General features: G+C 73.4%; 29 protein-coding genes. 17 read left to right on the forward strand and 12 right to left on the reverse strand.

The features are described from left to right. The first annotated feature begins 167 nt into the window (after positions 1–167). The 4 genes from C8E97_RS04040 to C8E97_RS04055 all read left to right on the forward strand — a co-directional run bounded on the left by C8E97_RS04040 (position 168) and on the right by C8E97_RS04055 (position 3,019). Positions 168–1,550, forward strand: a complete 1,383-nt coding sequence (locus C8E97_RS04040) for an NAD-dependent malic enzyme (protein ID WP_121001759.1) — start codon at positions 168–170, stop codon at positions 1,548–1,550. Positions 1,551–1,638: 88 nt separating this feature from the next. Further along, complete coding sequence (gene moaC / locus C8E97_RS04045) at positions 1,639–2,112, forward strand: cyclic pyranopterin monophosphate synthase MoaC (RefSeq protein WP_121001761.1); 474 nt, start codon at positions 1,639–1,641, stop codon at positions 2,110–2,112. Continuing rightward, on the forward strand, positions 2,109–2,582 hold the full coding sequence (locus C8E97_RS04050; RefSeq protein WP_121010727.1) for a MogA/MoaB family molybdenum cofactor biosynthesis protein: 474 nt from the start codon (positions 2,109–2,111) through the stop codon (positions 2,580–2,582). Before moaC ends, C8E97_RS04050 begins: the two co-directional genes overlap by 4 nt. Beyond that, the gene (locus C8E97_RS04055) at positions 2,579–3,019 is read left to right on the forward strand and encodes a molybdenum cofactor biosynthesis protein MoaE (protein ID WP_281275309.1); all 441 of its coding nucleotides are present in this window, start codon (positions 2,579–2,581) and stop codon (positions 3,017–3,019) included. The genes C8E97_RS04050 and C8E97_RS04055 overlap by 4 nt, the downstream gene beginning before the upstream one ends. Positions 3,020–3,565: 546 nt before the next feature. On the opposite strand, the gene C8E97_RS04060 is transcribed toward C8E97_RS04055, so the two are convergent. From C8E97_RS04060 to moaA, 3 genes are all read right to left on the reverse strand, one after another. Continuing rightward, positions 3,566–4,255: a LysM peptidoglycan-binding domain-containing protein gene (locus tag C8E97_RS04060; RefSeq protein WP_121001763.1), complete on the reverse strand. Its 690-nt coding sequence runs from the start codon at positions 4,253–4,255 to the stop codon at positions 3,566–3,568. Positions 4,256–4,786: 531 nt separating this feature from the next. Then, positions 4,787–5,041: a MoaD/ThiS family protein gene (locus tag C8E97_RS04065; protein WP_121001765.1), complete on the reverse strand. Its 255-nt coding sequence runs from the start codon at positions 5,039–5,041 to the stop codon at positions 4,787–4,789. 1 nt (position 5,042) lies between these two features. After that, positions 5,043–6,101, reverse strand: a complete 1,059-nt coding sequence (gene moaA, locus C8E97_RS04070; RefSeq protein ID WP_170211610.1) for a GTP 3',8-cyclase MoaA — start codon at positions 6,099–6,101, stop codon at positions 5,043–5,045. A 153-nt stretch (positions 6,102–6,254) separates the two neighbouring features. On the opposite strand from moaA, the gene C8E97_RS04075 reads away from it, so the two are divergent. Both C8E97_RS04075 and C8E97_RS04080 read left to right on the forward strand, forming a co-directional pair. Next, a complete protein-coding gene (locus C8E97_RS04075) occupies positions 6,255–6,716 on the forward strand; it encodes a MarR family winged helix-turn-helix transcriptional regulator (protein WP_121001769.1) in 462 nt (153 codons plus the stop codon). An 18-nt stretch (positions 6,717–6,734) separates the two neighbouring features. Next, positions 6,735–7,529, forward strand: a complete 795-nt coding sequence (locus tag C8E97_RS04080) for an HAD-IIA family hydrolase (RefSeq protein WP_425470469.1) — start codon at positions 6,735–6,737, stop codon at positions 7,527–7,529. 46 nt (positions 7,530–7,575) lie between these two features. Here the strand turns inward: C8E97_RS04080 and C8E97_RS04085 are convergent, their stop codons facing one another. Continuing rightward, positions 7,576–7,914: a hypothetical protein gene (locus tag C8E97_RS04085; RefSeq protein ID WP_147454991.1), complete on the reverse strand. Its 339-nt coding sequence runs from the start codon at positions 7,912–7,914 to the stop codon at positions 7,576–7,578. A gap of 166 nt (positions 7,915–8,080) precedes the next feature. Between C8E97_RS04085 and C8E97_RS04090 the strand changes: the two genes are divergently transcribed. Beyond that, positions 8,081–8,863 (forward strand): metallophosphoesterase, encoded by a 783-nt coding sequence (locus C8E97_RS04090; RefSeq protein WP_121001775.1) that lies wholly within the window; start codon positions 8,081–8,083, stop codon positions 8,861–8,863. A gap of 21 nt (positions 8,864–8,884) precedes the next feature. On the opposite strand, the gene C8E97_RS04095 is transcribed toward C8E97_RS04090, so the two are convergent. Together C8E97_RS04095 and C8E97_RS04100 are read right to left on the reverse strand one after the other, a co-directional pair. Further along, entirely contained in the window at positions 8,885–9,259 is a 375-nt protein-coding gene (locus tag C8E97_RS04095) for a YccF domain-containing protein (protein WP_121001777.1), read from the reverse strand. A 95-nt stretch (positions 9,260–9,354) separates the two neighbouring features. Then, positions 9,355–9,897, reverse strand: coding sequence for a TetR/AcrR family transcriptional regulator (locus C8E97_RS04100; RefSeq protein WP_170211612.1), 543 nt, complete (start codon positions 9,895–9,897; stop codon positions 9,355–9,357). Between the two features lie 52 nt (positions 9,898–9,949). On the opposite strand from C8E97_RS04100, the gene C8E97_RS04105 reads away from it, so the two are divergent. Next, on the forward strand, positions 9,950–10,588 hold the full coding sequence (locus C8E97_RS04105) for an HAD family hydrolase (RefSeq protein WP_121001781.1): 639 nt from the start codon (positions 9,950–9,952) through the stop codon (positions 10,586–10,588). Here the strand turns inward: C8E97_RS04105 and C8E97_RS33950 are convergent. Continuing rightward, positions 10,554–10,745 carry a hypothetical protein gene (locus C8E97_RS33950; RefSeq protein WP_147454992.1) on the reverse strand — a complete coding sequence of 64 codons (192 nt, stop codon included), beginning with the start codon at positions 10,743–10,745 and terminating at the stop codon, positions 10,554–10,556. The genes C8E97_RS04105 and C8E97_RS33950 overlap by 35 nt on opposite strands. Before the next feature lie 137 nt (positions 10,746–10,882). Between C8E97_RS33950 and C8E97_RS04110 the strand changes: the two genes are divergently transcribed. Beyond that, positions 10,883–11,269 carry a cold-shock protein gene (locus C8E97_RS04110; RefSeq protein ID WP_121010730.1) on the forward strand — a complete coding sequence of 129 codons (387 nt, stop codon included), beginning with the start codon at positions 10,883–10,885 and terminating at the stop codon, positions 11,267–11,269. 190 nt (positions 11,270–11,459) lie between these two features. On the opposite strand, the gene C8E97_RS04115 is transcribed toward C8E97_RS04110, so the two are convergent. The 3 genes from C8E97_RS04115 to C8E97_RS04125 all read right to left on the reverse strand — a co-directional run bounded on the left by C8E97_RS04115 (position 11,460) and on the right by C8E97_RS04125 (position 14,284). Continuing rightward, entirely contained in the window at positions 11,460–11,933 is a 474-nt protein-coding gene (locus C8E97_RS04115; protein WP_121001783.1) for a DUF2771 family protein, read from the reverse strand. 11 nt (positions 11,934–11,944) lie between these two features. Beyond that, positions 11,945–13,426 carry an MFS transporter gene (locus tag C8E97_RS04120; RefSeq protein WP_121001786.1) on the reverse strand — a complete coding sequence of 494 codons (1,482 nt, stop codon included), beginning with the start codon at positions 13,424–13,426 and terminating at the stop codon, positions 11,945–11,947. A 108-nt stretch (positions 13,427–13,534) separates the two neighbouring features. Then, positions 13,535–14,284 (reverse strand): glutaminyl-peptide cyclotransferase, encoded by a 750-nt coding sequence (locus C8E97_RS04125; protein WP_121001788.1) that lies wholly within the window; start codon positions 14,282–14,284, stop codon positions 13,535–13,537. Positions 14,285–14,338: 54 nt separating this feature from the next. On the opposite strand from C8E97_RS04125, the gene C8E97_RS04130 reads away from it, so the two are divergent. Continuing rightward, positions 14,339–15,166: a DUF3027 domain-containing protein gene (locus tag C8E97_RS04130; protein WP_425470470.1), complete on the forward strand. Its 828-nt coding sequence runs from the start codon at positions 14,339–14,341 to the stop codon at positions 15,164–15,166. Next, complete coding sequence (locus C8E97_RS04135; protein ID WP_121001792.1) at positions 15,163–17,991, forward strand: sacsin N-terminal ATP-binding-like domain-containing protein; 2,829 nt, start codon at positions 15,163–15,165, stop codon at positions 17,989–17,991. Before C8E97_RS04130 ends, C8E97_RS04135 begins: the two co-directional genes overlap by 4 nt. A gap of 17 nt (positions 17,992–18,008) precedes the next feature. Here C8E97_RS04135 and C8E97_RS04140 read toward each other — a convergent pair whose 3' ends face one another. Further along, positions 18,009–18,272, reverse strand: coding sequence for a DUF2530 domain-containing protein (locus C8E97_RS04140; protein ID WP_121001794.1), 264 nt, complete (start codon positions 18,270–18,272; stop codon positions 18,009–18,011). A gap of 89 nt (positions 18,273–18,361) precedes the next feature. Between C8E97_RS04140 and C8E97_RS04145 the strand changes: the two genes are divergently transcribed. Genes C8E97_RS04145 through C8E97_RS04160 form a run of 4 tightly spaced genes read left to right on the forward strand, consistent with a single transcriptional unit; the run spans position 18,362 to position 22,497 of the window. Next, a complete protein-coding gene (locus tag C8E97_RS04145) occupies positions 18,362–19,816 on the forward strand; it encodes an NCS2 family permease (protein ID WP_121001795.1) in 1,455 nt (484 codons plus the stop codon). Between the two features lie 35 nt (positions 19,817–19,851). After that, positions 19,852–20,316: a MarR family winged helix-turn-helix transcriptional regulator gene (locus tag C8E97_RS04150; protein WP_121001797.1), complete on the forward strand. Its 465-nt coding sequence runs from the start codon at positions 19,852–19,854 to the stop codon at positions 20,314–20,316. 3 nt (positions 20,317–20,319) lie between these two features. Next, on the forward strand, positions 20,320–21,720 hold the full coding sequence (locus C8E97_RS04155) for an MFS transporter (protein ID WP_121001800.1): 1,401 nt from the start codon (positions 20,320–20,322) through the stop codon (positions 21,718–21,720). Positions 21,721–21,732: 12 nt separating this feature from the next. Then, on the forward strand, positions 21,733–22,497 hold the full coding sequence (locus C8E97_RS04160; protein ID WP_121001802.1) for an ABC transporter permease: 765 nt from the start codon (positions 21,733–21,735) through the stop codon (positions 22,495–22,497). Between the two features lie 147 nt (positions 22,498–22,644). Here the strand turns inward: C8E97_RS04160 and C8E97_RS04165 are convergent, their stop codons facing one another. Then, positions 22,645–23,274, reverse strand: coding sequence for a superoxide dismutase (locus tag C8E97_RS04165; protein WP_121001804.1), 630 nt, complete (start codon positions 23,272–23,274; stop codon positions 22,645–22,647). 67 nt (positions 23,275–23,341) lie between these two features. On the opposite strand from C8E97_RS04165, the gene C8E97_RS04170 reads away from it, so the two are divergent. Both C8E97_RS04170 and C8E97_RS04175 read left to right on the forward strand, forming a co-directional pair. Beyond that, the gene (locus C8E97_RS04170) at positions 23,342–24,988 is read left to right on the forward strand and encodes an ABC-F family ATP-binding cassette domain-containing protein (RefSeq protein WP_342776183.1); all 1,647 of its coding nucleotides are present in this window, start codon (positions 23,342–23,344) and stop codon (positions 24,986–24,988) included. Between the two features lie 4 nt (positions 24,989–24,992). Beyond that, positions 24,993–25,403, forward strand: a complete 411-nt coding sequence (locus C8E97_RS04175; RefSeq protein ID WP_121001808.1) for a hypothetical protein — start codon at positions 24,993–24,995, stop codon at positions 25,401–25,403. Positions 25,404–25,498 lie beyond the last annotated feature (95 nt).

Raw genomic sequence — 25,498 nt, forward strand, 5'->3', positions numbered from 1 at the left:
GTCCGGCGAGGACGCTTTTCAAGCTTTGATCTTTCAGCTTCGACCCGAACCCCGCACCGCACCACCTCGCGACCCAGCACCAACCCGCACCCCCGAGCCGCCCGCGTTCCGCTAATCCGACCGGACTAGGCTCGTACCCGCGAGAGCGTGCCGTTCTGGGAGGTTCGATGCCGGTCCCCGGCCCTGGTTACTCCATCACCGTCCGCCTTGAGGCGCCGCCGTCGGCGAGCGCGGCAGGCGACCTGACCTCGGCCGTGGGCCGGGCGGGCGGCGTGATCACGGCCTTCGACGTGGTCGAGTCGCACACCGACCGGGTGATCATCGACCTCACCTGCAACGCGCTCTCCGCGAACCACGCGAAGGACATCACCGACACCCTGGGCCTGCTGCCGGGGATCGTGGTCCGCAAGGTCTCCGACCGCACCTTCCTGGTCCACTTGGGCGGCAAGATCGAGATCTCCTCCAAGGTGCCGCTGCGCAACCGCGACGACCTGTCCCGCGCGTACACGCCGGGCGTGGCGCGGGTCTGCCAGGCCATCGCGGAGAACCCGGACGACGCGCGGCGGCTGACGATCAAGCGCAACACCGTCGCCGTGGTCACCGACGGGTCGGCCGTGCTCGGCCTCGGCAACCTGGGCCCCGCGGCGGCGTTGCCGGTGATGGAGGGCAAGGCGGCGCTGTTCAAGAAGTTCGCCGGCGTCGACGCGTGGCCGGTGTGCCTGGACACCCAGGACACCGAGGAGATCATCCGCGCGGTGGAGCTGATCGCGCCCGTGTACGGCGGCATCAACCTGGAGGACATCGCCGCGCCGCGCTGCTTCGAGATCGAGGCGCGCCTGCGGGAGAAGCTGGACATCCCGGTCTTCCACGACGACCAGCACGGCACCGCCATCGTCGTCGTCGGCGCGCTGCGCAACGCCCTCCGGGTCGTGGGCAAGAAGCCGGAGGACTGCAAGATCGTGGTCTGCGGCGTGGGCGCGGCCGGTTCGGCCATCATCCGGCTGCTGCTCAAGCAGTCGCCGGCGGACGTGATCGCGGTCGACGTGGACGGCATCGTGCACCGCGACCGGCCCGGCCTGGACGACAACCTCAGGTCGATCGCCGCCGCCACCAACCGCGACAACGTGAGCGGGCGGCTCCACGACGCGCTGGTCGGCGCGGACGTGTTCATCGGGGTGTCGGCGCCGAACCTGTTCGGGGCGGAGCAGGTCGCCACCATGAACTCCGACGCGATCGTGTTCGCGCTGGCCAACCCCGACCCGGAGATCGACCCGATGGAGGCGCAGAAGCACGCCGCCGTCGTCGCGACCGGGCGGTCGGACTTCCCGAACCAGATCAACAACGTGCTGGCGTTCCCCGGCGTCTTCCGCGGCCTGCTCGACGCGCACGCGCGGACCATCACCGACTCGATGCTGCTCGCCGCGGCCAACGCCATCGCGGACGTGGTCGACGGGGAGAAGCTGAACGCGTCCTTCATCGTGCCGAGCGTGTTCGACACGTCCGTCGCGCCCGCCGTGGCCGAAGCGGTGCGCAAAGCCGCCCAAAACTGACCTGCACCGAACTGACCCGCACCGCACCGACCTGGACCGCCGCGCTGCTCGACTCGGTCGTGCTTCCGCACGGGCCTAGCATCGCGGTATGACCAAGCAGTTCACGCACTTGGACGGCCGTGGCGCGGCCCGCATGGTGGACGTGTCCGCCAAGGACCCGACCACGCGGACCGCGACCGCGTCCGGGGTGCTGCGCACCACCGAGGAGGTCGTGCGGTTGCTGGGCAGCGACGGCCTGCCCAAGGGCGACGCGCTGGCCACGGCGCGCGTCGCGGGCATCATGGCGGCCAAGCGCACCTGGGAGCTGGTGCCGCTGTGCCACCCGATCGCGCTGTCCGGCGTGGTGGTCGACCTCGAACCGGGCGCGGCGGAGGTGCGGATCACCGCCACCGTCCGGACCACCGACCGCACCGGCGTGGAGATGGAGGCGCTGACCGCCGTGTCCGTGGCCGGGCTGACGCTGCACGACATGGTGAAGGCGGTCGACCCGGCGGCGTCGCTGGACGCGGTGCGGGTCGAGCGCAAGGAGGGCGGCAAGACCGGCCTGTGGGAGCGCCCGTGACGCCGGCGCGGGTGATCACCGCGTCCAACCGGGCCGCCGCCGGGGTGTACGAGGACCGGAGCGGCCCGATCATCGTGTCGTGGCTGCGGGAGCGCGGGTTCGACGTGCCGGACGCCGTGGTCGTGCCGGACGGCGACCCGGTGGCGGAGGCGCTGCGGGCGGCGGTGGCCGACGGCGTGCCGGTGGTGATCACGACCGGCGGCACCGGGATCAGCCCGACCGACCGCACGCCGGAGGCGACGAGAGCGGTGCTCGACTTCGAGGTGCCGGGCGTGGCGGACGCGATCCGCCGGTCGGGCTGGCCACACGTGCCCACCGCCGTGCTGTCGCGCGGGGTGGCCGGGGTGGCGGGGCGGACGTTCGTGGTGAACCTGCCGGGCTCGACCGGCGGTGTCCGCGACGGGCTGGAGGTGCTCGGCGCGCTGCTGGAGCACGCGGTGGACCAGGTGACCGGAGGTGACCACGCATGACCGGGATGACGCGCGCGGCGATCGTGCGCGCGACCGTCAGCGACGAGCCGCTGTCGGTCGAGGAGCACGCCAAGTCGGTGGAGCACGCGGCGGCCGGTGCCGTGGTGACCTTCGCCGGGGTGGTGCGCGACCACGACCACGGGCGTTCGGTGCGCGAGCTGGAGTACGTCGGCCACCCGACCGCCGGTGACGTGGTGGCGGGGGTCGTCGCCGACGTGGTGGGTCGGTTCGCGGGTGTGCGGGCGGTGGCGGTGTCGCACCGGGTGGGACGGCTGGCGATCGGTGACGTGGCGCTGGCGGTCGCGGTGTCGGCCGAGCACCGGGCGGAGGGCTTCGCCGTGTGCTCCGAGCTGGTGGACGAGGTGAAGCGGCGGCTTCCGGTGTGGAAGCGGCAGGTGTTCGGTGACGGCAGTGACGAGTGGGTGAACTGCCCTTGACGGGGTGAGCCGACGCCGCGCTTCGATCCGGAGCAGGTCTCGACTTGGCGCGGGCTTCGACTTGGCGCGGGCCGCGAGCCGGAACGGGCCGCGAGCCGGAGCGGGTTGCGAGCCGGAGCGGGCTTCGACCCGGAGCGGGCTGCGAGCCGGAACGGCTTTCGGCCGGGAGCGGGTCTTGCCCCCGAGCCGGCTCCGACCCGGACGCGCACCGCGGCTGCCGGGCCGCTCCGGCCATCACGGCCGCTGAGCCGCTCCGGCCACCACGCCGGGACGACACGGGCCGTTGCCTCCGGCCCCCGTCTCGATCATCCCACGAGGCACCGACATTTCCCGGCCTCAGAGCTGAGAACCCGCACAGCTCACCGCCCCACACAGCTCACCGCCCCGCACGCCCCCGCCGAACCGGGCCGGCACACCCTCGCCGAACCGGGCCGGCACGCCCTCGCCGAACCGGCCGGCGCGAGCACCACGGGACGGCAGAGACCCCGCCGTCGGGGGGAACGGCGGGGTCTCTGGTCGTGCGGGCCGGTGGAACCGGCCCCGAGATCACTTGGTGGCGATCTTGTGCCCGGCGAGGATCAGGTCCGGGTTGGGGATGAACTCCTTGTTCAGCTCGTGGAGCTTCTCCCAGCCACCCTCGATCTTCAGCTCCGACGCGATCTTGGAGAGGCTGTCGCCCTCCTTGATCTCGTAGTCGCCGGCGGGGTTGTTGCTGGGCAGCGCCACGGGCGCGGGCGCGGGTGCCGGCGCCTGCTGCGGGGCGGGCGCGACCACTTCCTGCTGCGGCGCCTGCTGCTGCTGGACCGGAGCCTGGCGCGGCTGCGCCGGCGCGGGGGCGGCCGTGCGCTGCGGGGCGGGGGCGGCCGCACCGCCCAGGCCCTTCGGGCCGCACACGGGCCACGCGTTGATGCCCTGCGACGCGAGGACGTTCTCGGCGACGCGGATCTGCTCCTCGCGGGAAGCCTGGTGGGGCATGCCGGAGCCGCCGTTGGCCTGCCACGTGCTCGGCAGGAACTGCAACCCGCCGTAGTAGCCGTTGCCGGTGCTGATGCTCCAGTCACCGCCGCTCTCGCACGCGGCGACGGTGTCCCAGTTGACGCCGGAGCCCTGCGCGCTGGCGGTGCCGACGGCCAGGCTCAGCGGGGCACCGACCATGACACCGGCCACGGCGACCTTGGCAACGGTACGGGCGGTGGAGCTGATGGCCGGACGGTGCTTGCCTCGGTAAGAAGCCATTTGCCTTCCTGCCCACCACACCTGCACGACCGACTCGGGTTCGGGCCCGGTACGTCGATCAGTCCCTGTCCGGCGGATTTCTCTGGCTCGGGGTTGTTGCCGGGGCCGCTGGACAGGGCTCGGTGTGCGGCGTCCCGGATCATGCTCGTGGTCGGTCGGGGCCAACCGAAGAGCGACGGTACGTAACCGGGAGCGCGACGCCAAACGTTCCACATCGTGATGCACATCACTGTAACGCTGAGCGGTGATCCCGCGAGGGGGTCGTTTAGCCAGGTAGAAGCGTCGTTACCGTCCCGTTTCCGTTCCGAGACCTGCCGAGATGGATCACGTTCGGTGAGGTGTGGCTCACGTTGATAATCCACCCGTGTCACGCCTGGAGGGCCCCCGCGAGCGGCCTCGCCGACCACCTCGACGGCCCGGACCACCCGCCCCCGCCGACCGATCCGACCACACGACCCGACCGCGCCGCGACCACACGACCGACCGCGCCGCCGGACCGCCCGACCGGACCGCCCGACCGGACCGCCCGCCTCAACCCCCGGCGAACGGCGGCAGCACGTCCACCTGAGCCCCGGACGGCACCGCCACGCCGTGGTCGCGCACCGCCACGCCGTCCACCAGGAAGCTGCACGCGGCGAGCACGCGGGCCAGCCCGTCCCCGTGCCGCGCGCGCACCGCGTCGAGCACCTGCGCCACGGTCGGCGCGCCGGGCAGCTCCACGTCCTCGTCCGCCACCCCGGCCGCCGCCCGCGCGCCGGCGAAGTACCGCACCGTCAGTCGCACCACGTCATCCCCCGATCGCGCTCATCGGCCGGTCCGGCTGGTGGAACCCGGCGTCGTTGATCCCGTGCCCCGCCGCCTTCGCCCACGCGTTCGCCCGCCACCGCTCGGCGACCTCCTCGTCCGACGCCCCGCCGCGCAGCAGCGCGCGCAGGTCCGTCTCGGACCGGCTGAACAGGCAGTTGCGCACCTGGCCGTCGGCGGTCAGCCGCGTCCGGTCGCACGCCGCGCAGAACGGCCTGGTCACCGACGCGATCACGCCCACCACCGCGGGGCCGCCGTCGACCACCCAGCGCTCGGCGGGCGCGCCGCCGCGCTCGCCGGGCTCCGGGGTCAGCTCGAACTCCGCCCGCAGCGCGGCCAGGATCTCCCCGGCGGTGACCATGTCGGCCCGGTCCCACCCGTGCTGGGGGTCCAGCGGCATCTGCTCGATGAACCGGAGCTGGTAGCCGTGCGCCAGGCAGAACCGCAGCAGCGGCACGGCCTCGTCCTCGTTCACGCCCCGCATCAGCACCGAGTTGACCTTGACCGGCGTCAGGCCGGCCCCCCGCGCGGCGGACAGGCCCGCGAGCACGTCCGCCAACCGGTCGCGCCTGGTCAACGCGTGGAACCTGGCCGGGTCCAGGGTGTCCAGCGAGATGTTCACCCGGTCGAGCCCGGCCGCCGCCAGCCGCCGGGCGCGGCGGGCCAGGCCGACGCCGTTGGTCGTCATGGACAGGCGCGGGCGGGGCTCCAGCGCCGCCGTCGCCGCGAGCACGTCCGCCAAGCCGGGGCGCAGCAGCGGCTCGCCACCGGTGAACCGGACGTCCGTGACGCCCAGTCGGGTCACCGCGATCGCGATCAGCCGCGTCAGCTCGGCGTCGGTGAGCAGGTCCGGTTTCGGCAACCAGTCGAGACCTTCGGCGGGCATGCAGTAGGTGCACCGCAGGTTGCAGCGATCGGTCAGCGACACCCGCAGGTCCGTCGCCACCCGTCCGAGCCGGTCGACCAGCCGCGGGGAATCGGGCCGCGCGGACGTTTCGGGCGTTCCGCGCACAATGGGTAGTCCCAAGTCGACTGCCGTCACTCCTGCCAGGGTAATGCGCTGACACCGACGGGTACCGCTGCGAATGGGTCGATGTGCGCCCGGCGCGGGCGGTGAACGCGCCGCAAACCGGCACGCGGTGGACGGAACGGGCGAAATGCCGGGCGCGAGCACCCGGCGGCTAAATTATTTGACATGACGAGCGAGCACGACATCCCCGCCGACGTGTTGGAGCGGTTCAGCTTCTACGCCCGCGAGGTGAGCGCGCTCACCATCATGTTCCACAGCCGGGTGGCCGAGGAGATGGGCCTCTCGCCGACCGACGAGAAGTGCCTCGACCTGGCCCTGCGCTCGGACGGCCCCATCACCGCCGGCCGGATCGCCGAGCTGTCCGGGCTGTCCACGGGCGCGGTGACCGGCGTGATCGACCGCTTGGAGAAGGCCGGGTACGTGCGGCGGGTGCGCGACCCGCACGACCGCCGCAAGGTGCTCGTCGAGGTCACGCTGCCGGAGGAGCGGTTCGCCCACCTCTTCATCGGGGCGCAGCAGACGTTGCACGAGGTGTTGTCGCAGTTCACACCGGACGAGCGGGACGTGCTGGAGCGCTACCACCGGTCCCTGATCGAGGTCTTCCGCAGACGCGTGGTCAAGGGCTGAGCCGGCAGCATGGCGGTCATGGCCGAGCAGTGGAACTACCTGATGGACATGGACGGCGTGCTCGTGCACGAGGAGCACCCCATCCCCGGTTCGAGCGAGTTCGTGGCCGAGCTGACCGCGAACGGCATCCCGTTCCTCGTGCTCACCAACAACTCCATCTACACCCCGCGCGACCTGCGCGCCCGGCTGTCCCGCACCGGCCTGGAGGTGCCCGAGGCGGCGATCTGGACCTCGGCGCTGGCCACCGCGAAGTTCCTGGACTCGCAGCGGCCGGGCGGGTCGGCGTTCGTGATCGGCGAGGCGGGCCTGACCACGGCGCTGCACGAGGTCGGGTACGTGCTGACCGACCGCGACCCGGACTACGTGGTGCTCGGCGAGACCCGCACCTACAGCTTCACGGCCATCACCAAGGCCATCCGGCTGGTGGAGGAGGGCGCGAAGTTCATCGCGACCAACCCCGACGCGACCGGTCCGTCCCGCGAGGGCTCCCTGCCCGCGACCGGTTCCATAGCGGCCCTGATCGAGCGCGCCACCGGCCGCGAACCCTACTACGTGGGCAAGCCCAACCCGCTGATGATGAGGTCGGCGCTGCGGGCGCTGGGCGCGCACTCGGAGAGCACCCTGATGATCGGCGACCGGATGGACACCGACGTCCGGGCCGGGCTGGAGGCGGGCCTGCGCACGATCCTGGTGCTGACCGGGATCTCCGCCGAATCCACCGCCGAGCGCTACCCGTACCGGCCGACGCGGGTGGTGAAGTCCGTCGCCGAGCTGGTCGGCCACTCCGCCGACCCGTTCCCGGACGAGGGGTGAGAGCGGTGCCGGTGGCGCGCTGGTGAGGGGCACGGCGGAGCGGGGTCTACCGCTCCGGCGGCGGGTCGCCCCGGAACCCGTGGAGGTCGCCGGAGACCGTGCGGTGTTCGAGCAGGTCGTCGACCGGCCTGCCGTCGGCCGGCCCGGCCTCCACCGAGGGCACCCGGTTCAGGCGGTCGGCCATGCGCTCCGCCCGGTCGCGGACCAGCTCGCCGCGCCCGGACACGGCGCTGCCCGCGCCGGCGGCGGCTCCTAACCGGTCGAGCAGGTCGGCGTGCAGCCGCAGCCAGTCGACGTGCTGCCACGGCGTCATGACCCCGGTGGCGGCGGTCTCGCCCATCACCTCGTCCAGCACCACCGCGACCCGTTCCAAGTGCTCCCTCATGCCCGTGATGATGGGCAACGCGACCGCCGCATCACGCGAACGGCCCGGAGTTCACCCTGGAGGGGGAGGCCACCCGCACCAACCGCGGCGGCCCCGGCGCGGGCGAGCGGCCGAATGGTGATCCACTTCCGCGCACCGCGCGGCCACGTCGCTTATCGTCGCAACCGTGGACCGACCGCTGTTCGTGGTAGGCGACGTGCACGGGCACCTCGCCGAGCTGACCGCTGCCCTGCACTCCCGCGACCTGGTCGACGAGCACGGCGACTGGTCGGGCGGTGACGCGGAGCTGTGGTTCCTGGGCGACTTCGTCGACCGCGGCCCGGACGGCATCGGCGTCATCGAGTTCGTGATGCGCCTCGCCGAGCAGGCGGACGGGCAGGTGGACGCCCTGGTCGGCAACCACGAGGTGCTGCTGCTCGGGATGCACCGGTTCGGGGACGAGCACGTGCCCGACGCGCCCACCCCGCGCAGCTTCGCCCGGAGCTGGCTGCTCAACGGCGGCCTGCGCAGCGACCAGGACCGGCTGACCGACCGGCACATCGACTGGCTCACCACCCGGCCGGTGCTGCGCCTGGTGGACGACCACCTGCTGATGCACTCCGACACCCTGGCCTACCTGGAGTGGGGCTCTACGATCGACGAGGTCAACGACGCCGTGCGCGAGGTGCTGCGCGGCCACGACCTCGCCGCGTGGTGGGAGTGCTGGCGGAAGATGACCACCCGGTACGCGTTCCGGGGCCCCGACGGCGGGACCGTGGCCGCCGAGCTGCTGGACGCGCTGGGCGGGACCGAGGTCGTGCACGGGCACAGCGTGATCGCGGACCAGCTCGGCGTGCCGCCGCAGGAGATCGACGGGCCGCTGCGGTACGCGGACGGCCGGGTGCTGGCGGTGGACGCCGGGCTGTACAGCGGTGGGCCCTGCCTGGTGGTGCGGCTGGACGAGGTCTGACCGGGCCCCGCCGCCGGCCGGTCAGACCTCGCTGACGATCTCCTTGCCGAGGGGCATGAGCGACACCGGGACCATCTTGAAGTTCGCGATGCCCAGCGGGATGCCGATGATCGTCACGCACAGCAGCGCGCCGCTCACCAGGTGCCCGAGCGCGAGCCAGATCCCGGCCACCACGATCCAGATGACGTTGCCGATCAGGGACGGCGCGCCCGCGCCCGGCCGGTCGACCACGGTCCGGCCGAACGGCCACAGGGCGTAGTTGGCGATCCGGAACGCCGCCAGCCCCCACGGGATGGTGATGACGAGGATGCAGCAGATGATCCCGGTCACGACGTACCCGAGGGCGAGCCAGAACCCGCTCAGCACCAGCCATATCAGGTTCAGGATGATCCGCACCCCACCATCCTGCCCGAAGGCGCGGCGCGGTGCCGTCGGCGTTGAGCGCCGGCGCGGTGCCGTCGGCGTTGAGGGCGGGTGCGGTGCTGTCGCGTTCAGGGCAGCAGCGCGGTGGTCACGGCCATGACCGCGTCCACCCCGTGCCGGGTCGGGGTGAGGAGGTGGCTGATCGCCGTCCGCACGACGGTTTCCGCGATCAGCTCGGCGCGCTCGGCGGGCACCCGGGGCCAGTGCGCGCGGACGTGCTCCAGGAACACGGCCGTCGCCGCCGCCAGCACCGGGCCGCCCTTGGTGGTGACCAGCGGGAGGACGTCCTCCGCGCGCGTGCCGCCCGCCAGCACGGAGTTCGTCAGCGGGTCCTCCGCGGCCAGGCTGAACACGAACCGCATGGCCTCGCGGATGCCGTCCACCGGGTCGGGCGTCCCGGCCAGCCGTTCCCGCACGCCCGCCAGGAACTGCTCGGTCTTGTACCGGGCGACCGCGTCGACGATCCGCTCCTTGTTGCCGAACTCGTTGTAGACGGTCTGCCTGCTCACCCCCGCCCTGGTGGCCACGTCCGCCATGCGGAGGCCGCGGAAGCCGCGTGCCGCCAAGAGGTCCGCCGCGGCGTCGAGCAACGCACGGGTGAGCTGGGTCACGGCGTCCAGCTTCACACAGAGTGGGCTTTTGTAAACCCCGTAGAGTGCGGAGGTGCCGTTGACCGTGGGATTCGACCTGGACATGACGCTCATCGACCCCCGACCGGGCATGGCCGCGGTGATGGACGCGGTGGCGGTCGAGTCGGGGCACCCCCTCGACGGCGCGCACTTCGCGGCGAACCTCGGCCCGCCCCTGGACATGATCTACCGCGACTTCGGCGTGCCCGAGGAGGAGATCCCGGATCTGATCGCCCGGTTCCGGCAGCTCTACCCGGAGATCGTCATCCCGGCGACGGTCGCGCTGCCCGGCGCGCCGCAGTCGCTCGCGGCGGTGCGCGAGCTGGGCGGCAGCACGGTCGTCGTGACGGGGAAGTACCGCGCGAACGCGGCGCTGCACCTGGCCGCGTTCGGGTGGGAGGTGGATCACCTGTACGGGGAGCTGTGGTCGACGGGCAAGGCCGAGGCGCTGAAGGCGCTCGGCGCGGCGGTGTACGTGGGCGACCACGTCGGTGACGTGCGCGGCGCGCGTGCCGCGGGAGCGGTGGCGGTGGCCGTGGCCAGCGGGCCGTGCTCGGCCGCGGAACTCGCCGACGAGGGCGCGGACGTGGTGCTCCCGTCGCTGACCGGGTTCCCGGACTGGCTGCGGGAGAACGCGCCTAGGCTCGCCGACGGGAGTTCCGCACGGCGCTGAACACGCCGAGCGCCAACCCGGCGGGCGCGAGCAGCCACCCGGCGGCGAACACCCACGCCGGCAGGCCGCGGTCGCCGGCGACGAACATCGCCACGATCGCCACCACGCCCAGCGCGAACAGCACCACCGCCGCCGGCATCGCCTTGGAAGTCGACATGGGGTGAGGGTAACCGCGTCGGGGGTCGCGCGATCGGAGGTGCCCCGGCGGGGTAGTTCTGGATAGTCTGGTGGGACGCGTCCTGGGCACGCCCGGGGCGCGTTCGTCGTGTGGTTGCAGAGGGATTGGTGAGCGCGGTGCCGACCGGCAAGGTCAAGTGGTACGACTCGGAGAAGGGCTTCGGCTTCGTCACCCAGGATGGCGGCGAGGACGTCTACGTGCGGAAATCCGCCCTGCCTCCGGGCGTCGAGGGCCTCAAGGCCGGGCAGCGCATCGAGTTCGGCATGGCGGAGGGCCGGCGTGGTCCGCAGGCCCTGTCCGTGCGGTTGATCGATCCCGCGCCGTCGGTGGTGGAGGCCCGCCGCCGGCCTGCCGAGGAGCTGCACGGGTTGATCGAGGACATGATCAAGCTGCTGGAGCTGAAGGTGCAGCCGGAGCTGCGGCGCGGGCGGTACCCGGACCGCAAGAACACCAAGCTGATCGCGGACGTGGTGCGGGCGGTCGCCCGGGAGCTCGATCCGTAGGGATGGAGCGGAAAGCGTCCTCGCCGGACGGGTTGGCCACCGAGGACGACCTCTGGGCGCGACCTCGGCGCGGCGCGGTGCGGAAGGGCGAAAAGCGGGCGTGCCATCCCCGGTGGCCTGGTCTGCGGGCGGGCCACCCGGGGATGACACGCTCGGGTGAGGTGTGCGCTGGGCGCGTGTGGGCCGGTGGTCAGGTGCGGTCGTCCACCGAGAGGACCCAGGTCCCCCTCGCCACGAAGTCGAAGCTGCCGGTCGCGCCGGCCTCGATCCGCGAGCCGTACTGCTGCACCTCGACGCTCTCCAACTGGTCGTCCTTCTTCGGCAGGACCAGGGTGTAGGCGTACTTCGGGTCGCGCTCGGTGAAGAGCTTGCTGCGCAGCGGCTCCTGCGGCTCGCCCCGGGCGTTGCGATAGGTGAACTTGACCGACCAGGCGGATTTCGCCAGTTCGCCCGGCACCGAGATCTGCACGGGTTTGCCCGGTCGCACGCGCAGCACGCCGGCCGCCTCGGTGTCGATCGCGCAGTCCTCCGACGCGAGGTCGCAGTACTGGGTGGGCTTGACGTTGATCGTCCTGCCGTCCGCGTGGAAGGTGACCTCGGGGTCGCGGGGCGCGGCGCAGGCCGCCACCGGCAGGAGCAGCAGGACGGGCAGTACTCGGCGCACGGGGTGGGAGCCTACGGTGTCACCGGGGTCGCCCGGAGCGGGCGGTCGCCGCCCAGGCCGGGGATGAGGGTGCTGCCCCGCCTCGACAGGATCGTCTGGGCCAGGCCGCAGGCCAGCAGGCCGGACAGGACCGTGAAGCCGATCCAGTACTCGGTGGGCAGCAGGACGCCCAGCGCGCCGCCGAAGACCCAGCCGAGCTGGAGGATGGTCTCCGAGCGGCCGAACGCCGACGCCCTCGACTCCTCCGGCAGGTCGTCCTGGATGACGGCGTCGAGGCTCACCTTGGCCAGGGAGCTGGCGGTCGCGCCGATGAGGCCCACGGCCGCCGCCGTGAGCAGGCCCGGCAGGATCGCGGCCAAGACCGTCGTCGCCAGCGCCGCGCCCAGGCAGCCGATGACCACCTGGTCCGGCGCGCCGAAGTGCAGGCGTGCGCCCACCGCGTTGCCGAGGAAGCTGCCGACGCCCGCCGCGCCGGCGATGACCCCGAGCAGCAGCAGTTGCAGGAACGGCTCGCCCTCGGTCTGCGCGCGCACGACGAAGGCGGCGAAGAGCATCAGGAAGCCGGTGAGCATCCGGATCGAGCCGTTGCCCCAGAGCGCCACCACCACGGTCCGGCCGAGGGACTGGCGCTTCGGCTTCTGGGGCCTGGCCCGCAGCGACGTCGGCACCTCGCCCTCGGTCAGCTCCACCCAGGACGGGATGCGCAGGCACAGGACGGCGTTGCCCAGGCACAGCGCGGCGGTGAACCAGAGCGCGCCCGGTGAGCCGAAGATGTTCGCGAAACCCGCCGCGACCAGCCCGAACACGCCGCCCGCCGCCAGGCCGAAGACGGTCATCCGCGCGTTGGTCTTGGACAGCGTGATGTCCGGTGGCAGCACCCTCGGCGTGATCGCGGCCTTGAGCACGGTGAACGACTTCGACAGGACCATGCTGCCCAGCGCCGCCGGGTAGAGGCCCCAGTTGTCGAAGTTCACCGCCATGACGACCGACAGGACGACCCGGAGCACGCACGACGCCGCCAGCGCGACCCGCCTGCCGTGCTGGATGCGGTCGAGCGCGGGTCCGATCACGGGCGCCACCAGGGCGAACGGGGCCACCGTGATCAGCAGGTAGAGCGCCACCTTGCCCTTGCTCTCGCCGGTCGCGGCCGAGAAGAACAGGGTGTTGGCCAGGGCCACCGCCATCGCCGCGTCGGCGGCGTAGTTCATCATCACCGCGTAGGTGAGCGACGACAGGCCGGACTGCTTGGCCCCGTCCGCGTGGGCCGCCTTCCGGAACGCCGCCACCGCCTGCGCGCTGAGCTGCCTCGTCCGCCACAGCGCCACGCGGGTGACCGTCAGCTTCTTCGGCATGGTCGGCGCGGTGGGCCGCTCGTCGGCCGGTGGTGGCGGCGGTGGCGGGGCGCCGGTCGGGTACGGCCGGGTGCGCGGCTTGTACTCGTCGCCTTCCCACGGGTACCGCCGTGACTGGTCTTCCGGCCGTTGACGCGTCACGGGCTCAATCCTGCCTCACGCGCACCGCCCTGTCCCGGACATTGCGCCCGGTGAGCACGGTTGCGGCAGGTTCACCCGGTGGCGTCGACCGCCGCCCGCCGGCGGGCGTCACCCCGTCCTGAGGCGCACGCGGAACAGCTTCGGCCAGTTCTTGCCGGTGACCAGGAACTCGTCCGCCGCGCCCGGCACGGCCGCGATGCCGTTGAGCACGTCGGTCCTGGGCACGTCCGGCGGGCGCAGGGAGGTCAGGTCGACGGTGGCGAGCACGTCACCGCTCGCCGGGTCGATCCTCACCACCTCGTCCTGCTGCCAGAGGTTCGCCCAGACGTGGCCGCCGACGCACTCCAGCTCGTTGATCCGCACCAGCGGTACGCCGTTGCGCCGCACGGTCACCCGGCCCCGCTCGGCGAACGTCTCCGGGTCCACGAACCGCAGCTCCTCGGTGCCGTCGCTCATCACCAACCGGTCGCCGTCCCGGCACAGGCCCCAGCCCTCGCCGTCGTACGTGACGCGCTTCACCTCTTCGAGGGTGCGCCGGTCGCGCAGGATGGCGACGCCGTTCTGCCAGGTGAGCTGCCAGATCCGGTCGTCGACGACGGTCACGCCCTCGCCGAACAGCGGCGGCGGCAGGTCGACCCGCTGCCGCACCTCGCCGGTGGCCGGGTCCACGCGGCGCAGCGAGGACCGCCCCACCAGGCCGGTGCCCTCGTACAGCTCGCCGTCGGCCAGCTCCAGGCCCTGCGTGAACGCCGCCGGGTCGTGCGGGACCTCGCCCAGCACCTCCACGCCGGGTCCGGGCCGCTCCGGCTCGTCCGGGGGCGTCGTGCACGCCGTCGTCAGGACGAGGACCAGAGCCATCGGGAGCCACCGCACGTCCGAAAGAGTGGCACGTGTGCACGGGCCCGCGCGGTCGTGCGGCACAATTCACCCGTGACCGCCACACCGACCCAGCAGCCCGACCCAGTGCTCGCCGACCCGGTGCTCGTCGACTCCGGGGCGGTGGCGCTCGCCCGAGCGGCGGCGCAGGAGGAAGCAGGCGCCGAGCCCGTCGGCGACCACGTGGGTGTGCTCGCCGAGGACGAGGCGTCGGTCACCCACCTGTTCCCCGCCGAGCACGCCGGCTACCGGGGCTGGAACTGGGCGGTGACGGTCGCGTTCGCGGGCCCCGGCACGCCGGTCTCGGTCTCCGAGGTCGTGCTGCTGCCCGGCCAGGACGCGCTGGTCGCGCCGGACTGGGTGCCGTGGCGCGAACGGGTGCGCGCGGGCGACCTGGGCGTCGGCGACCTGCTGCCGCCGCGCGAGGACGACCCGCGGCTCGCGCCCGGCTACGTGGGCTCCGACGACCCGGCGGTCGAGGAGGTCGCGCTGGAGGTCGGGCTCGGCCGCGTGCACGTGCTGTCCCGCGAGGGCGTGCTGGAGGCCGCGTCGCGCTGGCAGGGCGGCGACTTCGGCCCGCGCAGCGACATGGCCCGCGGCGCGCCCGCGAAGTGCGGCACGTGCGGCTTCTACCTGCGGGTGGCCGGTTCGCTGGGCGCGGCGTTCGGCGTGTGCGCGAACGAGCTGACGCCCGCCGACGGCCACGTGGTGCACGTCGAGTACGGCTGCGGCGCGCACTCCGAGGTCGAGGTCGAGCACGGCTCGGCCGTGCCGGTGGCCGACGTGGTCTACGACGACGCGGTGCTCGACGTCGAGGTGAACGCGACGCCCGCGGCGGACGCGGCCCCCGAGCCCGGTCGGTGAGCCGCGACCCGTTCGGCACCGAGGCGCTGCGCGAGTCGGTGCTGGCGGCGTGGCGCGGTTCGCCCACCCGCTTCCGCGAGGACGCCAACGCCGAGGAGGACCTGAGGCTCGGCGGCTACCGCGACCGGCTGCTGGTGGAGCTGGCGCAGAACGCGTCCGACGCCGCCGGTGGCGCACCGGGCGTCCTGCGGCTGTCCCTCATGGACGGCGAGCTGCGGGCCGCGAACACCGGCGCGCCGCTCACCGCGTCCGGGGTGGCGGCCCTGGCGTCCCTGCGCGCCTCCGCGAAGTCCACCGACACCGTCGGCCGGTTCGGCGTCGGTTTCGCGGCCGTGCTGGCGGTGACCGACGCGCCACGCGTGGTCTCGACCTCCGGCGGCGTGCTGTTCTCCGCCTCCCGCACCCGCCAGGCCGTGCCGGAGCTGGCGTCCGCGCGCGGCGGCGACGTGCCGGTGCTGCGGCTGGTGTGGCCGACCGACGAGGCGGACCTGCCCGCCGGGTTCGACACCGAGGTGCGGCTGCCGCTGAAGGTCGACGGCGCGGCGCTGCTGGCCGAGTTCGCCGAGCAGGCGCCCGACCTGCTGCTGGCGCTGCCGGGCCTGCGCCGGGTGGAGATCGGCGCGGACGCCTGGGAGCGCACCGAGGACGCCGGCGTGGTGGTCCTGACCGGACCGTCCGGCGCGGCCCGCTGGCGGGTGCACCGGGTGGGCGGCGAACTGCCCTCGTCCCTGGTGCAGGGCGTGGAGGCGCGTCCGCACTGGACGGTCTGCTGGGCGTGGCCGATGGACGAGCCGCTGTCCGGCGACGTGCTGCACGCGCCGACGCCCACCGACGAGAAGACGTCCCTGCCCGCGCGGCTGATCGCCTCGCTGCCGGTGGAACCGTCCCGGCGGCGGGTCCTGGTGGGCCCGGCCGCCTCCTACGTGCTGGACCAGGCCGCCCGCGCGTACCCGGACCTGGTGGCCGCGCTGCCCGCGGTGGAGCGCACCGCGCTGGTGCCGCTGCCCGGCTTCCCGCTGTCCGAAGTGGACGGGGTGCTGCGCGCCGGCGTGCTCGCCGCGCTCCGGGAGGCGGCCTGGCTGCCCCTGGCCAGTGGCGACTGGGCGGCCCCGGCGGCGGCCAGGGTGCTGGACGCGCCGTCCGAGGACCTGGTCGAGCTGCTGGAAGACGTCGTGCCGGGCCTGCTGGACGCCGAGCTGACCCTGCCCGCGCACGCGAAGGCGCTGGCCGCGCTGGAAGTGCCCCGCATGTCGGTCGCCGAGGTGGTCGAGGCGCTGGCCGGCGTGGGCGGCGACCCGGAGTGGTGGCGCCAGGTCTACGAGGCGCTGTCCCCGCTGGCGGACGTCGACCCGTCGGCGCGCGAGGACATGGGCGGCCTGCCCGTGCCGCTGGCCGACGGGCGCCTGGTCGGCTCGCCGCGCGGGGTGCTGCTGCTGTCGTCGGACCTCCCCGTGGAGCTGTCCGGGCTGCGCATCGCCCACCCGGCGGCGGCCCACCCGCTGCTGCTGCGCCTGGGCGCGGCGGAGGCGGGCCCGGCCGAGCTGCTGGACTCCGACGCGGTGCGCGAGGCCGTGGACCGCAGCCTGGACGACCCGGCGATGGACGGCCCCGACCTGGTCCGCACCGTCCTGTCCCTGGTCGAGCGGGCAGGGGGCCGGCCCTGGCTGGCCGGGTTGGCGCTGCCCGACGCGGACGGCGAGTGGCGGCGGGCCGACGAGCTGGCCCTGCCGGACTCGGCGCTGCGGTCGGTGCTGGAACCCGACGCGCCCATCGGCGTGCTGGACCCGGCGCTCGCCGCCGAGTGGCCGCGGTCGGTGCTGACCGACGTCGGCGTCCTGGACGGCTTCACGGTCGTGGTGGACGACGCGCCGACCGAGCCCGACCACGACCTGGCCGACGAGGGCTACTGGTGGGACGGCGCGGACGAGCCGCCGACCCGCGTGCGCGGCATCCGCGACCTGGACCTGGTGGCCGGCGACAAGTGGCCCGAGGCGCTGCGCATGATGGCCGCCGACCCGGTGACGTGGCGGGCGGTGACCGAGCCCGACGGGTACACCGGCTGGTGGCTGGCGCGGTACGCGGCGTTCGACGGCGCGCCGCCGCGCGCGTGGCGGCTGCCGGACGCGGTCGGGCTGGACGGCCTCTACGACGTGGTGCCGGACGTGGACCTGCCGCCGCACGTGCTCGCGGCGGCCGGTGTGCGGACGACCTTGGCGGTGCTGGACGAGGACGACGTCGCCGACCTGCTGGACCGCCTGGGCGACCCGGACCGCGCGCTGTCCGACGCCCTGGTGCTGCGCGTGCACGCGGCCCTGGCCGAGGTGGCGGACGCGGTGAGCGTCGAACCACCCGATCGGGTCCGGGTGCTGACCGGGCGGGCCGTGCCCGCCGACGACGTGGTGGTGCTGGACCTGCCGTGGCTGCTGGGCGTCCTGCCCGGCGCCAGGGTGCTGGCCGCCGAGGGGGCGGCGGAGGCGCTGGCCGAGCTGCTGGCGCTGCCCCTGGCCTCGGAGGAGGTCGACGGCGAGGTGGTCGGCGAGGGCGACGAGGTCGTGTGGTCCGAGCTGGGCGCGGTGCGCCTGGCGTGCGAGCTGCTGGGCGTCGAGCTGCCCGCCACGCCGGTGGTCGTGCACGACGAGCTGGTGGTCGCCGCCGACGGCGAGGAGCACGAGGTGTCCTGGTGGGTGGCCGACGGCGTGCCGCACGCCGCCGACACGCCGGAGGGCCTGGCGCGGGCGCTGGCGTGGTCGGCCGGCCGCTGGGCCGACCGGCACACGTTCGCGGCGCTGATCACCGACCCGACGCCCACCGTCCTGCTGGGCTGACGGCGCGCGTCCGGGCGCTACTCGACCAGGCCCTGCTGGGCCGTGCGGGAACCCCGGCGGGCGGCCGAGCGCTGCCACCGGAAGATGCCGTAGCCGAGCAGCCCGAGCCCGCCGCCGGACAGGCACGTCCACAGCAGCGTGGTCCGCTCGCGGAAGAACAGCAGCACCACGAGGAACGCGAGGAACCACAACGCCGTGCCGCCGGCGATCGCGGGCACCGGGTCGGCCAGCCGCGCGGGCAGCGGCGGCGGGGCGGGCGGCGATTGGGTCTGTTCGGCCACGTCAGGCAGGCTACCCGCCGGGGCGTCGGCGCGGCGCGCGCCGAAGCGCCCCGGCAGGACCGACCACCCCGGACCACAAGGGAGACGACATGGCCACGAAGGCCGCCGGCCTGGACGGCTTCTTCAAGATCTCCGAGCGCGGCTCCACGCTCGGCCGCGAGGTGCGCGGCGGAGTCGTCACCTTCGTCACGATGGCCTACATCATCGTCCTGAACCCGCTGATCCTCGGCAGCTTCGCGGCCGACGACCCGTCGGCCAAGAAGGACCTGCTCGGCGCGATCCTGCCCGTCTCGCAGGTGGCCGCGGTCACCGCGCTGGTGGCGGGCGTGCTGACGATCCTCTTCGGACTGGTCGCGAACTACCCGTTCGGGCTGGCGGCGGGGTTGGGCATCAACTCGTTCCTGGCGGTCACCATCGCGCCGCAGATGACGTGGCCCGAGGCGATGGGCCTGGTGGTGGTCAACGGCGTCGTGGTGCTGCTCCTGGTGGTCACCGGGGTGCGCACGGCGGTGTTCAACGCGGTGCCGCCGGAGCTGAAGGCCGCGATCGCGGTCGGCATCGGGTTGTTCATCTGCTTCATCGGCCTGGTGGACGCGGGGTTCGTGCGGCGCGTCCCGGACGCGGCGGGCACGACCGTCCCGGTAGGACTGGGCATCAACGGCTCGATCGCGTCGTGGCCGACGCTGGTGTTCGTGGTCGGGCTGCTGCTCACCGGCGTCCTGGTGGCGCGCAGGGTGAAGGGCGCGATCCTGATCGGCGTGCTCGGGTCGACCGCGCTGGCGATCGCGCTGGAGGCGGTCGTCCAGGCCGGGCCGTCGAAGGGCGTTCACCCGGAGGGGTGGAACCTCGGCTACCCGGCGCTGCCCTCGCAGGTGTTCGGCCTGCCGGACCTGTCGCTGCTGGGCGACGTGTCGTTCGGCGCGTGGACGCGGGTGCCCGCCCTGACCGCCGCGCTGCTGGTGTTCACGCTCGTCCTGACGGACTTCTTCGACACCGTCGGCACCATGACCGGCCTGGGCAAGGAGGCCGACCTGATCGACAAGGACGGGCAGCTCCCCGGCGTGAGCAAGGCGCTGTTCGTGGACGGCCTGGGGGCGGTGGCCGGCGGCGCGGCCTCGGCCTCGTCGAACACGGTCTTCGTCGAGTCGGCGGCGGGCATCGCGGAGGGCGCGCGGACCGGCCTGGCGAACGTGGTCACCGGCCTGCTCTTCCTGGCGGCGATGTTCCTCACCCCGCTGTACTCGATCGTGCCGGTGGAGGCGGCGGCGCCCGCGCTGGTGATCGTCGGCGCGCTGATGATCGCGCAGGTGCGGGAGATCGACTTCGGCGACTTCTCGGTGGCGCTGCCCGCGTTCCTGACGATCGTGGTGATGCCGTTCACGTACTCGATCGCCAACGGCATCGGGGCGGGCTTCGTGAGCTACGTGCTGCTGCGGGCGTTGACCGGGCGGGCGCGCAGCGTGCACCCGTTGCTGTGGGTGGTGTCGGCGGCGTTCGTCGTGTACTTCGCGATCGAGCCCGTGCGCGCGGTGCTGGGCGGGTGACGGACGGGACCGGCGGTGATGGGCAAGTTCACACGATGGGTGCAGAGATCGTGAGGTATGCTAACTACGTGGCGGAGATCGACGCGGAACGGGGACTGGCCAGCCGGCTGCGGCTCGCCGTGGTCCGCTTGAACCGGAGGCTCCGCGCGCAACGGGTGAACTCGGCGATCTCGCTGACCCAGGTCTCGGCGCTGTCCACGCTGCACAAGTGCGGACCGCTGACGCCGGGCGAGCTGGCGGCCAAGGAAGGCGTGCAGCCGCCGTCGATGACGCGGGTCATCGCGGCGCTGGAGGAGTACGGGTTCGCCACCCGCCGCCCGCACCCCACCGACGGCAGGCAGGCCATCGTGGAGCTGAGCGAGGCGGGCAACAGCTACATCCAGGAAGAGGTGTCGGCGCGCGAGGCGTGGCTGGACAAGCGGCTCGCCGAGCTGACACCGGAGGAACGGGGCGTGCTGTCGCGCGCCGCCGAGATAATCGACAGGATGGCGGGGCAGTAACGGGTGCCGGCGTACGCGGGTGGTGGAGAGTCCGATCAGCTCGATCGAGGCAACGCCCTACCCGCACCGCCACCGCCCGCCGCGCCGCCGGGCCCACCGGGTGACGCCGGTCCGGGCGAGCGGTCCGGTGGACCGCAGTCACCGCCGAAGAACCGCATGTTCGGCTCGCTGCGGGTGCGCAACTACCGCCTGTACGCCTCGGGTCAGGTGGTCTCGCTCGTCGGCCTGTGGATGCAGCGCGTCGCGCAGGACTGGCTCGTCCTGGAGCTGTCCGACGGCTCGCCGGTGGCCCTGGGCGTCGCGGCGGCCCTCCAGTTCGCGCCGACGCTGTTCCTGTCGCTGTGGGCGGGCGTCCTGGCCGACCGGATGGACAAGCGGAAGCTGCTGCTCGTGCTAGAGACCGGGCTCGGGCTCTGCGCGCTGACCCTCGGCCTGCTCGACGTGACCGGTGTCGTGCAGCTGTGGCAGGTCTACCTGCTGTGCCTGCTGCTGGGCGCGGTCTCGGCGGTGGAGACGCCGGTGCGGCAGTCGTTCGTGGTGGAGATGGTCGGGCGCGACCAGCTCACCAACGCCGTCGCGCTGAACTCGATGACGTTCAACCTGGCCCGCATGGTCGGTCCGGCGGTCGCGGGCGGGCTGATCGTCTTCGTCGGCACCGGCTGGGTGTTCCTGATCAACGCGATCAGCTTCGTCGGCGTGCTCACCGGCCTGCTGCTGATGAACGCGCGCGAGCTGCACCGCGGCGACCCGGTGCCGCGCGAGAAGGGCCAGCTCCGCGAGGGCCTGCGGTACGTGCGCCGGCGCGCCGACCTGGTGATCCTGCTGTGCCTGGTGTTCTTCATCAGCACGTTCGGCCTGAACTTCTACGTGACGCTGGCGGTGCTCGCCCGCAACGAGTTCGGCGGTGACGCCGACGCCTACGGCCTGCTGTCGACCATGCTCGCGGTCGGCACGCTCGCGGGCGCGACGCTGGCGGCCAGGCGCAGCGCGAAGGGCAAGCCTCGCCTGCGCCTGCTGATCCTGGGCGCGCTCGCGTTCGGCGTCCTGGAGATCGCGGCCGGCCTGATGCCGTCGCTCTGGCTGTCCGGCGCGGCGCTGGTCCCGGTCGGCATCGCGATGATGACCTTCACGACCACGGCGAACGCGACCGTCCAGCTCGCCGTGTCGCCGGCCATGCGCGGCCGGGTGATGGGCCTCTACATGCTGGTCTTCCTCGGCGGCAACCCGGTGGGCGGCCCCGTGATGGGCTGGCTGGCCGAGCACTTCACGGCACGCGCGCCGCTCGTGTTCGGCGGCGCGGTGTCCATCGTGGCGGCGCTGGTCGGCGGGGTCGTGCTGGCCCGGCGGGGCGGCCTGGCGCTGCCCGGCCACCGCCTCGGCCTCCGCCGCCGCGCCCGCGTCTGATCGGATACCGCCGTGGTCGTCACGATGGACTGGGCGCGCCTGCTCGCCGTGTGCGCGCTCTTCACGGCGGCGGCCGGCGGGACGCTGTGGTGGGCCGGCCTGGCGTCGCCGGCACCGGTGGTCAAGGCGGCGCTGCGGGCGGTGGCCCAGCTGGCGGCCGTGTCGGCCGTCCTCGCGGTCGTGCTCGCCTCGCTGCCGCTCACGGCCGCGTTCCTGGTCCTGATGGCGGCGGTGGCCACCGGCACGTCGGCCGCCCGGACGAGGACGGGCCGCCGGGGCGCGTGGGTGGGCGTGGCGATCCTGGTGGGCACGGTCCCGGCCCTGGCCGCGCTCGTGCTGACCGGGCTCCTGCCGCCGGCCGGCCTGGCGCTGGTCCCGGTGGGCGGCATCCTCATCGGCGGCGCGATGACCGCGACCACGCTGTCCGTCCGGCGGACCCTGGACACCCTGAGGGACCGCCACGGCGAGTACGAGGCCGCCTTGGCGCTGGGCTTCACCGAGCCGGTGGCCGTGCGGGAGCTCGTCCGGCGGCCCGCGGCGGAGGCGCTCCTGCCCGCCCTGGACCAGACGCGGACCGTCGGCCTGGTGACGCTGCCCGGCGCGTTCGTGGGCATGCTGCTCGGCGGCGCGCCGGTCTGGCAGGCGGGCGCGCTGCAACTGGTCGTGCTCCTGGGCCTGCTGGCGGTGCAGGCGGCGGCCATCGCCACCGTGGTGGAGCTGGTGGCGCGCGGCCTGGTGCGCAGGACTTCCCCTGAAGGCGAAGTTAGGCTAACCTAAGTGTCGTCGCTTCGTGGTGGGAGCGGCAGTCAGTTCGGGAACAGACGAGGCCCCGCCACCCGGTCGAGCACCGGGTGGCGGGGCCTCGTCGTGCCGGCGGAGAGGGCTTGTCGGAGCACCCACCGCCGAGCCTGGGCCCTCAGCGCGTCACTGGGCGGGCAGCTGGAGGCCGTTCTGGCCGGCCCGCGCCGCCTCGAACCGGGCGTTCACGTCGTCCCAGTTGACGACGTTCCACAGCGCCGAGATGTAGTCCGCCTTCAGGTTGCGGTACTGGAGGTAGTACGCGTGCTCCCAGATGTCGAACACCAGGAGCGGCGTCGTCGCGATCGACAGGTTGGAGTGGTGGTCCTTGAGCTGCTGGGTGATGAGCCGCTGACCCACCGGCTCCCAGGCCAGGATGCCCCACCCGGAGCCCTGGATCGTCGAGGCGGCGGCGCTGAGCTGCGCGCGCAGCTTGTCGAACGAGCCGAAGTGCTCGTCCACGGCCGCGGCCAGCTCGCCGACCGGCTTGTCGCCGCCGTTGGGCGAGAGGTTCTTCCACCACACCTGGTGCAGCGCGTGGCCGGCCAGGTGGAACGCCAGCGTCGTCTCCAGGCCGACGATCGAGCCGTAGGAGTCCTTCTCCCGCGCCTCGGCGATCTGCTCGATCGTGTCGTTCGCGCCCTTGACGTAGGCGGCGTGGTGCTTGCTGTGGTGCAGCTCGTTGATCTCGCCGATGATCGCCGGTTCGAGGGCGCCGTAGTCGTAGTCGAGATCCGGCAGCACGTACTGGGCCATGACCATCCCCTCGTTGCAACTCCCTTGTACCTGCAATCTACTTGCAACTAAGGTGCGCCGAAACCGGGTGCTGATCACAGGACTTCTTGCGAAGATCGGGAATGTGCAGGCGCTGACCGCTCGCGGCATCACGTTGTCGCTCGGACCGAGGACCGTCCTCCGGGGAGTGGACCTGGACGTCGGCGCGGGTCAGCGCGTCGGCCTGGTCGCGCCGAACGGGGTGGGCAAGTCCACCCTGCTCCGCGTGCTGGCCGGTGAGCTGACGCCCGACGAGGGCGTCGTCACCGCGCGCGGCGCGGTGGCCCACCTGACCCAGGAGACGACCGTCGAGCCGGGCGAGGCGCTGCGCGCCCACCTGGCTCGGCGGACCGGCGTCGCGCGGGTGGTCCGGCGGTTCGACGAGGCGACCCGCGCCCTGGCCGCCGGCGAACCGGGCGCCGACGACGCCTACGCCCGCGCGTTCGACGCCTGGACCGCCGCCGGCGCGGCGGACTTCGACGAGCGCGCCGACGAGGTCTGCGAGCGCCTCGGCCTGCCCGCCGGCCTGCTGGACGGCGAGCGCACCCTCTCCGGCGGGCAGTCGGCGCGGCTGCGCCTGGCGTCGGTGCTGCTCGTGCGCGCGGACGTGCTGCTGCTGGACGAGCCGACCAACGACCTGGACGCGGCGGGCCTCGCGCTGCTGGAGGACCACGTGCTGGGCAGCCCGGCGGCGATGGTCCTGGTCAGCCACGACCGCGAGTTCCTGGCCAGGACCGCGACGGCGATCGCCGAGCTGGACGAGTTCACCCACGGCCTGACCGTCTTCGGCGGCGGCTGGGACGCCTACGTGGCCGAGCAGGCGTCGGCGCGGCGCAAGGCGCGCGAGGAGTACGAGACCTACGCGGCCAAGCGCGACCACCTCGTGCAGCGCGCCCGCCAGGCCCGCGAGTGGTCCAGGGCGGGCGTGCGCCGCAACGCGAAGTCCGACGAGCGCGACAAGAACATCAAGTTCGCCCGCAAGCAGGGCGCGGAGAACACGGCGGGCAAGGCGTCCGCGGTGGACCGGGCGCTGGAGCGGCTGGAGGAGGTCGAGGAGCCCCGCGAGCCGTGGGAGCTGCGCCTGGCCCTGCCCACGGCCGGCCGCGGCAGCCAGGTCGCGTTCACGCTGCGGGACGCGGTCGTCAGCCGGGGCGACGTCACCCTCGGCCCGATCGACCTGACCGTCGGCGCGGGCGAGCGCTGGCGCATCACCGGTCCCAACGGGTCGGGCAAGTCGACCCTGCTGGCCGCCCTCCTGGGCCGCCTGCCCCTGCGCTCGGGCGAGCGCGGCCAGGGCGCGTCGGTGGTGGTCGGCGAGGTCGACCAGGTGCGGGCGTCGTTCGCGACGGACGCGCCCGCGCTCGCCGTCGTCGCGGAGGCGACCGGCCTGCCGGAGGTCGAGGTGCGGACCCTGCTGGCCAAGTTCCGGGTGGGCGCGGACGCCGTCCTCCGCCCCGCGCGCACCCTGTCGCCCGGCGAGCGCACCAGGGCGTGCCTGGCCGTGCTCCAGGCGAGGGGCACCACCTGCCTGGTCCTGGACGAGCCGACGAACCACCTCGACCTGCCCGCCATCGAGCAGTTGGAACAGGCCCTGGAGACCTACGGCGGAACCCTGCTCCTGGTGACCCACGACCGGCGACTGGCCGACGCGGTGGGGGTTGACCACACGCTCGACGTGCGGACCCTGGCAAGATGACCGCATGGGCACCGAGGAGGACTGGCCGATCGAGCAGACGTGGTCACTGCGCAACACGCACTGGCACGCCTATGTGGAACACACGTCCCTCGACCACGCCTCCCCGCGGCAGGAACGCCTGGAGCGCACGCCGGAGGAGGTCCTGACCACGCCGACGGAGGTGGCGGCCTGGCTGGAGGTCAACCTCCGCAGCGCCACCAAGCCGGAAGAGGCGGGCAAGAAGCGCACGAAGGACGACCGCGACTTCTCCGACTCGAACCGCGTGCACACCTCCCTGGCGTCGGCGGGCGAGTCGATCTACACCGGCGTCAAGGGCATGCTGACCCTGGCGGTGGAGGCCGTGACCCCGGACGAGTGCCGCAGCTCCCACGACGGCGCGGACGTGGCCCCCCTGAAAGCCGGCCGCCGCCGCTGACCCCGGCTCCCTCGCTCGTGCCACCGCCGGCACGGACCACGGTCGAGCGTGTCATCCCCGTATGGCCTGCCCGCAGGGAACCGCGCTTGTCCGGC

Origin of the sequence: Saccharothrix australiensis (assembly GCF_003634935.1) — a bacterium.
Taxonomy (GTDB): Bacteria; Actinomycetota; Actinomycetes; order Mycobacteriales; family Pseudonocardiaceae; genus Actinosynnema; species Actinosynnema australiense.